Source organism: Phenylobacterium sp., from assembly GCF_036402295.1.
Taxonomy (GTDB): domain Bacteria; phylum Pseudomonadota; class Alphaproteobacteria; order Caulobacterales; family Caulobacteraceae; genus Phenylobacterium.
This window is the reverse complement of record NZ_DASWTE010000356.1, coordinates 1-9,758: the sequence shown is the minus strand read 5'-3', so window position 1 is coordinate 9,758 and position 9,758 is coordinate 1. Positions and strand designations below refer to the sequence as shown.

Here is a 9,758-nt window from a genome sequence, read left to right as displayed (position 1 = left end):
AACCGGGACTCATCCATGACGATCATCGACGCCCACGCGCACCTGGTGGCCCCGGCCTCGCTCTACGCCCACCGCAGCAATCTGGCGGTCTCCGGCGGCCAGTACGGCGACCCCTACCGGGCCGTCGTCAGCGATGCTGACTTGGAGAAGTCGGCGGCCCAGAACGTCGCGATCATGGACGCGGTGGGGACCGACGTTCAGGTGCTGTCGCCGCGGCCCTTCCTGATGATGAACGGCGATGCGCGGTGGGAGAACATCACGAGCTGGGTCTGGGACCAGAACGACACCATCGCCCGCACGATCAAGATGCACCCGACGCGCTTCCGCGGCGTGGGCGCGCTGCCGCAGCAGGCGGGCCGGCCGGTGGACTCCCTTTTCGATGAGATCAACCGGGTGACCGAGGACCTGGGCTTCGTCGGCGTGCTGATCAATCCGGACCCGGGCGAGGGCAGCGGCAAGATCCCGCCGCTGGGCGATCCCTACTGGTATCCGCTCTACGAGCGCCTGTGCGAGCTGGACCTGCCCGGCCACATCCACTCGGGCAACTGCTGCAATTGCCGCGAGACCTATGACGAGCACTTCATCGCCGAGGAGAGCCTGGCGATCACCTCGATCTACCGCGCCGGCGTGTTCGAGCGCTTCCCGGACCTGAAGCTGATGGTCAGCCACGGGGGCGGGGCGATCCCCTACCAGGTCGGGCGCTGGCGCTCCCACCGGGAGATGGCGCGCGCGGCGGGCAAGATCGCGAAGGATGCGCCGAGCTTCGACGATATCCTGAAGCGCTTCTGGTTCGACACCGTCGTGCACAACAAGGCCTCGCTGGAGCTGCTCTTCGACGTGGTGGGCGCCGACCGTTGCTGCTTCGGCACCGAACGGCCCGGCAGCGGCGGCGGGGTCGACCCTTCGACCGGCCGCCCCATGGATGACCTCAAGCCGGTCATCGAGAGCATCGCGACCCTCAGCGACGCCGACCGCAAGGGCGTGTTCGAGGACAACGCGCGCCGGCTGTTCAACCGGCTGGATCTCTGAGGCCGGCATGGCGCGCATCGTCTTCGGGGCGGGGACGTCCCACACGCCCATGCTGACCCTGCCGGCGGACGAGTGGATCCACCGCGCCGCGGCGGACCTCGCCAATCCGGAGCTCAACCTTTCGGACGGGCGGCGCGTCACCTACGCCGAGCTGAGCAGCGAAGTGGGTGATCGCTATGGCGAGGCTGCCACCGCGCAAGTGCTGCAGGCGAAGGCCCAGGCCTGCCAGGCGGCGCTCGACCGGCTCGCCGACGAACTCGAGGCGGCCGCGCCCGACGTTGTGGTGATCGTTGGCGACGACCAGCAGGAGCTGTTCGGACCGGACAACCAGCCGGCGTTCGCCGTCTTCTTCGGCGAGGAGGTGGTGACCTCCAACCGCTTCGGCGCCGAGGAGCTGCCCGAGTGGATGCGCACCATGGGCCGCGGCTACATGATGGACGAGGCCCACACCTTGCCGGGCGCGCGGTCGCTGGCGCTAGACGTGATCCAGGGACTGCTCGACCGGGACGTCGACGTCGCGGTCTGCGGCCTCGTACCCGATCCCGCGAAGGCGGCGTTCGGCCATGCCTACGGCTTCGTGGTCCAGCGGCTGTTCCGCGGTCGGACGATCCCGCTGCTGCCGGTGCTGCTGAACACCTACTATCCGCCGAACGTGCCCAGCGCCGCACGCTGCCACGACATCGGGCGCGCGCTGCGCGCGGCGCTCGAGGCGAGCAGGGCGGACCTCCGCGTGGCGGTGATCGCCTCCGGCGGGCTCAGCCACTTCGTGGTGGACGAGGCGCTCGATCGCCAGGTGCTGGACGCGCTTGCCCGCGGAGCGGGCGACGAGCTGCGCACCATCCCGCGCGACGCCCTGAACTCCGGTTCGTCCGAGATCCTGAACTGGGTCCTGACCGCAGGCGCCGTCGAGCACCTGCCGCTCGCGTGGTCCGAGTACCAGCCGATCTACCGCACGGCCGCGGGCACCGGCGTCGGCGTGGCCGTCGCCGTCTGGCGCGACAAGAGCGACGACTGAAGGAGGAACGCATGGCAAGGCGCAGTATCGAGGTCGAGGGCTTCAGCCATGGCGCCCAGCCGATCCCGGCGGCTTCCCGCGTGGGGCCTCTGGTGATGACCGGGGGCGTCTATGGCCTGGATCCCGCGACCGGCAAGATCCCCGACGACGTCGCCGAGCAGGCGCGGCTGATGTTCATGAACCTCGAACGCATCCTCGCGGCGGCGGGCGGAACCCTTGGGGACATCGCCCGCATGACCGTCTACGTGAAGGCGCCGGAGGCTCGCCCTGCGGTGAACGCCGAGTGGCTCAAGGCCTTCCCGGATCCGGCTTCCCGGCCGGCGCGCCACACCCTGCAGAACGACGGCCTGCCGGCCAACATGCTCGTGCAGTGTGACGCCACCGGCTGGGTGGAGGGCTGAGCCGTGCTGAGCCCCGAGAAGAACCGCCAGCTCACGGAGGTCGGACCGGGCACGCCGATGGGCGAGCTCCTGCGCCGCTACTGGCACCCGATCGCCGGCGCGTCGGAGTTCGACGATGCGGCGACTAGGGCGGTGCGCGTGCTGGGCGAGGACCTCGTCCTCTACAAGGATCTGCGCGGCCGCTTCGGGCTGGTGGACCGCCACTGCCCACACCGGCGGGCCGACCTGAGCCACGGAATGGTCGAGGCCTGCGGCCTGCGCTGCAACTACCATGGCTGGCGCTTCGACGAGACGGGCGCCTGCGTCGAGCAGCCGTATGAGGACACCGCCCATCCCGAGCTGGGGATGAAGGATCGGATCCGCATCAAGGCCTATCCCGTCGAGGCGAAGGCCGGGATGCTCTGGGCCTACCTCGGGCCGCAGCCCGCCCCGTTGCTGCCGGACTGGGAGCCGTTCTCCTGGCCCAACGGCTTCGCCCAGGTCGTGATCTCGGAAGTTCCCTGCAACTGGTTCCAGTGCCAGGAGAACTCCATCGACCCGGTGCACTTCGAGTGGATGCACGAGAACTGGGGCCAGCGCCTGGGCGGCGAGACAGGGCCGTACGGGCCGACCCACCTTGAGCTCGCCTTCGAGGAGTTCGAGTTCGGGTTCGTCTACAAGCGGATCAAGGAAGACACCTCGGCCGCGCACCCGAACTGGACGATCGGCCGGGTGTGCCTGTGGCCGAACGGCTTCTTCCTGGGCGAGCATTTCGAGTGGCGCGTGCCGATCGACGACGAGAACACGCTCAGCGTCACCTGGAAGTTCACGCGGGTGCCGAAGGAGCAGGAGCCCTTCACCCAGGCGGCGATCCCCACCTGGCGCGGGCCGGTGTTCGACGAAGAGGGGCGCTGGATCACCAGCCACGTCATGAACCAGGACTTCCTGGCCTGGGCGGGGCAGGGGCGGATCACCGATCGCACGCTGGAGCACCTGGGGCAGAGCGACCGCGGCATCCTGATGATCCGCAAGCGCTTCTTCGAGGAGCTGAAGGCGATCGGCGAGGGCGGAGGGCCGAAGTTCGCGATCCGTGATCCCGAGCGCAACCGCTGCGTCGAGCTGCCGATGATGGATCGGGAGGCGGTGATCGACGGCTTCACCAAGGCCGAGATCCTCGCCGATCCGCGCAAGCGCCTGATGTTCACGAGCTATGTCTTCCAGGCGGGTCAGCCGGATTGGGTCCGGGACGCGTTCGCGACCGCGATGGGGCTGGAAGTGATCGAGTTCTCAGGCCTGGGCGCGCTGCGCGCCCCCACCACGGCTGGCGCCTGATGGACGAGCTGATCCGACGACTGGCGAAGCTCGACACCTGCTCGGTGTCCGACGCCCTGGACAAGCTCGGGCTGGCCGGCGCGGTGACAGGGCTCTCCCCGTTGACGGTTCGCCGACGGGTAGCGGGGCGGACTGTCACCGTGAAGCTCGGCGCGCCCATGGAGGGCGCGCCCAAGCGCCATCTCGGCGCCGGCGCGGTGATGGCCGCCCAGCCGGGTGACGTCATCGTCGTCGAGCATCGCGGCCGCATCGACGTGTCCGGCTGGGGCGGTTTGCTCAGCCGCGGCGCCGTGATGAAGGGAGTGGCGGCCGTCATCGTCGACGGCGCCTGCCGCGACGTCGACGAGAGCCAGGAACTGGGGCTTGCGGTGTTCGCGCGCGCCGCGGTGCCTGTGACCGCGCGCGGCCGGGTGGCCGAGCACGGCTTCAACGAGCCGATTACCGTGGCGGGCGTGGCTGTCCGGCCGGGCGACCTGGTGCTCGCCGACGGCAGCGGCGTGGTCTTCGTGGCCGCCGACAAGGCCGAGGCCGTCATCGCTGCAGCCGAGGCGATCTTCGCGCGCGAGCAGCTGATGGCGGCCGACATCGAGCGCGGCCGCCCGATCGGCGAGGTGATGGGCGCCGACTATGAGGACATGCTCAAGCAGAAGGAGGCGGGGCGATGAGCCAGGCCCTGGCCGAAGACCTGAAGGCGATCGGCGTCACCACCCTCTCCGACGCTTTGGACCGCCTGGGAATCGACGGGCAATGCCTGGGGGTTATGCCTTTCGACCGCGGCATGACGTTCGCGGGCCCCGCCTTCACGATCCGCATGGTTCCGGTTGGCCTCTCGGGCGGTTCGGTGGGCGACTACATCGACGACGTCGAGCCGGGGCAGGTGGTCGTCCTCGACAACAACGGGCGGCTGGACGCGACCGTCTGGGGCGACATCCTGACCCTGGTCGCGCACGGGAAGGGGATCGCCGGCACCGTGATCGACGGCGTCTGCCGCGACATCGGCCGCAGCATCGAGCTCGGCTACCCGATCTTCGCCCGCGCGAACACCATGCGGACCGGCAAGGACCGGGTTACCGCCGACGCCTACAACGTGCCGGTCCAGGTCGCGGGTGTTCGCGTGGAGCCGGGCGACTGGCTCATCGGCGACGACGACGGCGTGATCGCGATCCCCGCGGCCCGGGTTGGCGAGGTGCTGCAGGTCGCCCGTGAGATCGCGGCGGCCGAAGAGACTATCCGCGCCGCCGTTCTGAGCGGCTCCCGGCTCGACCAAGCCCGCAAGTCAGCCCGCTACCACGCGCTGCAGACCCGCGGCGCAAGCTGACGCGTTGCTTCAATTAAACTGACCAAGCGAGCAAATATTTCTTGTATCCTTATGTCAATCGGTCAAATTGACCGGCGCGACGCCGGACGAGCGTCGGACGAAGCAAGAGAGGGGGAGGACTCGGATGCGAGCCCAGGGACGGGCGCGGCGGACGGCCGCGCTGCTGGCAAGCTGCGCGCTGACGGTGCTGAGCGCGGGCGCCGCGCAAGCCCAGACGGATGACGGCGCGCTCGAGGAGGTGATCGTCACGGCCCGGAAGCGGGCCGAGACGCTCTCGGACGCGCCGGCCACCATCGCGGTCGTCAGTGACGACAAGCTGCGCGCCGTGGCGGTCACCAACGCCAACGAGCTGAACGGCGTCGTCCCCGGCCTGGTAATGATGGCCGGGGTCGGCGGCGGTCCGGGCGTGACGTTCCGCGGCCTCGGATCCAACTCCGCGCTGTTCTCGGTGGAGTCCTCTGTCGCCCTCTTCGTGGACGGCGTCTACACCGCCCACACGCGGGACTATGTCGCGCCCATGTACGACCTCGAGCGGGTCGAGATGGTGAAGGGGACCCAGGGCACGCTGCTGGGCAAGAACACGACGCTGGGCGCCATCACCCTGGTGACGCGTCGGCCCGGCGACGACCTCGGCGTCAACCTGGAGACCAGCTACGATTTCAAGACCAATACGCCCCGGATCGAGGCAGCGGTGGACGTGCCGATCAGCGAGCAGCTGAAGGCCCGGATCTCGGGGCTGTTCATCGACGACGGCGGCTATGTCCGAAATCCGTACTCGGGCCAGCAGCCCGACACGCGCGACGTCTCCGGCCGCCTCAGCCTGCAGTGGACCCCCGGCGCCGACGTCGATGTCACCTTCATCTACCAGCACGACGACCATGAACAGACAGGCCAATCCCTGGAGGTGCTGCGCGACGCCACCGCCGGCCTGACGCTTGCCGCCCGGGCCCTGGCCACCGGCCAGACCGACTTCGAAGGTCGGCCGAACCGCCGCAGCGAGAGCGGGTCGGACGCCTTCGGCGCCAGCGTGCCGGCGGGCCGCACGCCCTACGACAACCAGGTCTCCGACCGCTTCAACCTGATCGCCAACTGGCAAATCGGCGGCCACACGCTCACGTCGCAGAGCGCGTACGTCGACTGGCAGGTCGAGCGCCTGAGCGATCTGGATTTCCTGAAGGCGAACCTGCTGAACCTCGGCGACAACGAGAAGAACCAGCAGTACTCCCAGGAATTCCGCATCGCCTCGCCATCCGAAGGCCGGCTCACCTATCTCGCGGGCGTGTTCTACTTCTACAACGACTGGACGCTGAATCGGTCGCTCACGGGCGCCCAGCCGTCGGCGCTCTTCGGCTCGGTGCTGTCGCTCTACAACCAGAAGACCGAGACGATCTCGGCGTTCGGCCAGGCCACTTATGCGCTGACCGACAAGCTGAACGCCAGCGTCGGCCTGCGCTACACGCACGAGACGAAGGACGCGACGCTCCTCCGCTCGCAGGGCTCCGGCAATCTCGGCGCGATCTTCCCTGCCTATCCGCGCACCAAGCTCTCGAGCACCGAAGAGGACGTCGATGGCGACATCGGCCTCCAGTACAAGTTCGAGCCTGGCCGGATGGTCTATGTGTCGGCGTCCAAGGGCAGCAAGGGCGGCGGCTTCCAGAGCTCGCCCACGACTATCGCGGGCGCGCCCTACAAGGGGGAAACCGCCTACACCGTGGAGGCCGGCGGCAAGTTCGTCTTCGACCGGGCGTCGCTGGACGTGGCTGTCTTCCAGACGACGGTGGAGGACTTCCAGTTCTCGCGCACCGCGGTGGTGGGCAATCCCGGCGTGGCTCAGACTGTCGTGACCAATCTCGACGTGCGCTCGCGTGGCGTGGAGGTGAACGGCAGCCTGCGCGTGGCCGAGGGCCTGCGCCTGAGCGGCGGCGTGGTCTACGCCGACTCCGTGTTCACCGAGACCGTTCCACCGCCGCCTGCCGTGCCGGTGGCGGTCGACGGCCTGCGCCAGCCGCGGGCGCCGAAGTGGAGCGGGAACCTCGACGCCAACTTCAGCCGTCCCATCACCGACGACCTGACCCTGAATGTTCTGGGCAGCCTCGAATTCATGTCCAAGACCTACTTCCAGCCGAACGTCGGCGTGAACCTGAACGCGCCTCATCGCGACGGCTTCGGCAAGGTCAATCTCCGCGTCGCGGTGGAGAACGAGGCGGCCGGCTGGGAGATCGCGCTGCTGGGCAAGAACCTGACGGACGTGACCGAGCCGCAGTTCGTGACGTCGGTGTCCGGCACGGGCGCGGGCGGCAACACCACGGCCTGGTACGGCATCGTCAATCCGCCACTGTCGGTCGTGCTGCAGTTCCGAATCCGGCGTTAGCGAGCCTTGCGCGAGCCTTCCTCCCCGCGCGCGACTGGAGGAGCCTGGTGGGCCGTCGCGCTCCTCGGGCTCCTCTACATTTTGTCCTTCGTCGACCGGGTGATCCTGGCCCTGCTGGTCGCGCCGCTGAAGGCCGACCTGGGCGTCTCCGACATGCAGCTGGCCTTACTGTTCGGACCGGCTTTCGCGGTCTTCTACGGCCTCCTGGGCCTGCCGATCGCGCGTCTCGCCGACCGCGGCAATCGGCGCAACCTGATCGTCGCCGGCGTGCTCCTGTGGGGCGTTGCTACGGTGGCATCAGGTTTCGCCGGAACCTTCTGGATGTTGCTCACGCTGCGCGTCGGCCTTGCGATCGGGGAGGCTGCGCTGACGCCGTCCGCCTACTCCATGATCGGCGACCTGTTCCCGCCAGAGCGCCGCGCGCTGGCCGCCAGCGTCTATTCCGCGACGGGCATGGCAGGGGCTTCCGGCGCCTATATCCTCGGCGCCGTCGTGGTGCAGGGCGTCGAGACGGCGTCGGTGTCAGGTCACGCCCTGCCATTGGCCGCCTGGCAGCTTGTGCTGGTCATTGTCGGCCTGCCCAGCCTGCTTGTCGGCGCCCTGTTCGCCCTGACCGTGCGCGAGCCGCGCCGCATGCAATCCGCCGACGCCGCGCCATCGCTGGTGGAGGTGGTCGCCCATCTGCGCGGGCGCGCACGGCTGTTCGTCGGCCTGTTCGCCGGCGCCGGCCTGACCCAGGCGATCGGCTACGCCTACTCCGCATGGGGCCCCGAGCTGTTGCGCCGGCAGTTCGACCTCTCGATTCAGCAGGCCGGCTTCGCGCTCGGCCTCACCGGCCTGGCGGCCGGGTTCGGCGGCACGTTGGCTGCGCCGCAGCTGACGCGGTTCCTGGAACGGCAGGGGCGGCGGGACGCGGTGGCGCTCACGTCTATGGCCTGCATTGGCGTTGGCGGGGTGTTTGCGACGGTCGCGCCCTTGCAGTCGAGCGCGCCCGTCTTCCTTGCGCTGCATGCGCTTTCGGGCTTCTGCCTCGTGGGCGCCGCCAACAATGTGATCGTGGCTCAGCAGGGCCTGGCGCCGCCGCGCATGCGCGCGACGTTCGTGGCGCTCCTGCTGATGTGCATCACCCTGCTGGGGCTTGGGATTGGCCCGACCGCGGCGGCGGCGATCAGCTCCAGCCTCGATCCCGGCGGTCAAGCGCTGGGCCGGGCGCTGGCGATCCTTGCGCCGGCGATCGGCCTGCCGGCGCTCCTCCTCTTCGCCTGGAGCCGTTGCGGATTCCTTGACCAGATGGAAGCCATGCCTTCCGCTATATCGACTGACTGGCCAGGCTCGTCGCTTGGCCCTGTCCGCGAGGAGCGTTAGACACGGCGGATCATCCGGCGGAAGGCTCAGGGTATCGGGGGGCGCGTTCGTCGGCCCCTTGTGTCGGGCATGGAGTAGCACGTTGGCCGCAACGGCGAAGACGGTCGGGAAGGCCCCCGCGCCCCGCAAGCGGGAACGGGCGGTCCAGCAGCGGACGCTCGACACGCGGCGCAAGATCATCGAGGCGGCCGTCGAGGAGTTCGCCCGCAACGGCTACGAAGGCGCCTCGACACGCACCATCGCCGCCAGCGCGGGCCTGCAGCACACCCTGGTCACCTATCACTTCGCCAGCAAGGAAGGCTTGTGGCGTGAGGCCATTTCGAGCCTCCTTGCCCAGTACAAGGCCACGTTCGATGCGCGGGTCGAGGGCCTGCGCGGCGTCGATGACGCCACCAAGCTGCGTCTGATCCACGAGGACTTCATCCGCTTCGGGGCGCAGAACCTCAACTTCCACCGGATCATGGCGCATGTCGCCAGCGCGCCGAGCCCCCAGCTCGACTGGCTAATCGAAGAGTATCTCCGCCACACCTTCGACGCGCGCGCCGCGCTGATCCGCGGCGCTCAAAAGGCTGGCCGCTATGTCGATGGGGATCCGTACCACCTGGAGTACATTTTCATCGGGGCGGTCACACGCATCTACATGCTCGCTGCCGAGGTCGAGAAGATCATGGGCCGCTCGCCGCTGGACCCGGAATTCGTTGAAGAGCACGTCCGCGTCTGTCTGGGTCTCTTCTTTCGGGAGCCTCCGACCCCTCGGCAACGCGCAAAGTCATAGCTGGGGCTTTCGAGCTCTCGCCGCGTGTGGATGTCGACGAAGCTCCGCTCGAAGCCCGCGAACGAGATCAGCTTTTCAAAAGGTCATTGGCTCCGCCGATCAAACAGCTGAGTGGGACGGTTGGTTCGGAATGTGGTTGCTTCCCCAACAGGGGCGCTCGTCTCGCTCGGCAC

The 9,758-nt window shown here is 68.7% G+C and carries 9 protein-coding genes; all 9 read left to right on the top strand.

Going from position 1 to position 9,758, the window contains the following annotated elements; all coding sequences use genetic code 11:
* Nucleotides 1-1,029 (top strand): amidohydrolase family protein (locus VGD44_RS21105; protein WP_331090354.1); only part of this gene is annotated, 1,029 nt, incomplete at its 5' end.
* Between the two features lie 7 nt (nucleotides 1,030-1,036).
* Complete coding sequence (locus VGD44_RS21100) at nucleotides 1,037-2,044, top strand: hypothetical protein (RefSeq protein WP_331090353.1); 1,008 nt, start codon at nucleotides 1,037-1,039, stop codon at nucleotides 2,042-2,044.
* Nucleotides 2,045-2,055: 11 nt separating this feature from the next.
* Nucleotides 2,056-2,445, top strand: coding sequence for a RidA family protein (locus tag VGD44_RS21095; protein WP_331090352.1), 390 nt, complete (start codon nucleotides 2,056-2,058; stop codon nucleotides 2,443-2,445).
* A 3-nt stretch (nucleotides 2,446-2,448) separates the two neighbouring features.
* Nucleotides 2,449-3,756, top strand: coding sequence for an aromatic ring-hydroxylating dioxygenase subunit alpha (locus tag VGD44_RS21090; protein ID WP_331090351.1), 1,308 nt, complete (start codon nucleotides 2,449-2,451; stop codon nucleotides 3,754-3,756).
* Nucleotides 3,756-4,421, top strand: coding sequence for an RraA family protein (locus tag VGD44_RS21085; RefSeq protein WP_331090350.1), 666 nt, complete (start codon nucleotides 3,756-3,758; stop codon nucleotides 4,419-4,421). Before VGD44_RS21090 ends, VGD44_RS21085 begins: the two co-directional genes overlap by 1 nt.
* The gene (locus VGD44_RS21080; RefSeq protein ID WP_331090349.1) at nucleotides 4,418-5,074 is read left to right on the top strand and encodes an RraA family protein; all 657 of its coding nucleotides are present in this window, start codon (nucleotides 4,418-4,420) and stop codon (nucleotides 5,072-5,074) included. Before VGD44_RS21085 ends, VGD44_RS21080 begins: the two co-directional genes overlap by 4 nt.
* 124 nt (nucleotides 5,075-5,198) lie before the next feature.
* Nucleotides 5,199-7,445: a TonB-dependent receptor gene (locus tag VGD44_RS21075; RefSeq protein ID WP_331090348.1), complete on the top strand. Its 2,247-nt coding sequence runs from the start codon at nucleotides 5,199-5,201 to the stop codon at nucleotides 7,443-7,445.
* Between the two features lie 6 nt (nucleotides 7,446-7,451).
* Nucleotides 7,452-8,810 carry an MFS transporter gene (locus tag VGD44_RS21070; RefSeq protein WP_331090347.1) on the top strand — a complete coding sequence of 453 codons (1,359 nt, stop codon included), beginning with the start codon at nucleotides 7,452-7,454 and terminating at the stop codon, nucleotides 8,808-8,810.
* An 82-nt stretch (nucleotides 8,811-8,892) separates the two neighbouring features.
* A complete protein-coding gene (locus VGD44_RS21065) occupies nucleotides 8,893-9,585 on the top strand; it encodes a TetR/AcrR family transcriptional regulator (protein WP_331090346.1) in 693 nt (230 codons plus the stop codon).
* The last annotated feature ends 173 nt before the right edge of the window (nucleotides 9,586-9,758 follow it).

Excerpts from the sequence above, each read along its gene's own strand:
- VGD44_RS21080 (WP_331090349.1), top strand. The coding sequence starts at position 4,418 with ATGAGCCAGGCCCTGGCCGAAGACCTGAAGGCGATCGGCGTCACCACC.
- VGD44_RS21095 (WP_331090352.1), top strand. The coding sequence starts at position 2,056 with ATGGCAAGGCGCAGTATCGAGGTCGAGGGCTTCAGCCATGGCGCCCAG.
- VGD44_RS21075 (WP_331090348.1), top strand. The coding sequence starts at position 5,199 with ATGCGAGCCCAGGGACGGGCGCGGCGGACGGCCGCGCTGCTGGCAAGC.
- VGD44_RS21100 (WP_331090353.1), top strand. The coding sequence starts at position 1,037 with ATGGCGCGCATCGTCTTCGGGGCGGGGACGTCCCACACGCCCATGCTG.
- VGD44_RS21085 (WP_331090350.1), top strand. The coding sequence starts at position 3,756 with ATGGACGAGCTGATCCGACGACTGGCGAAGCTCGACACCTGCTCGGTG.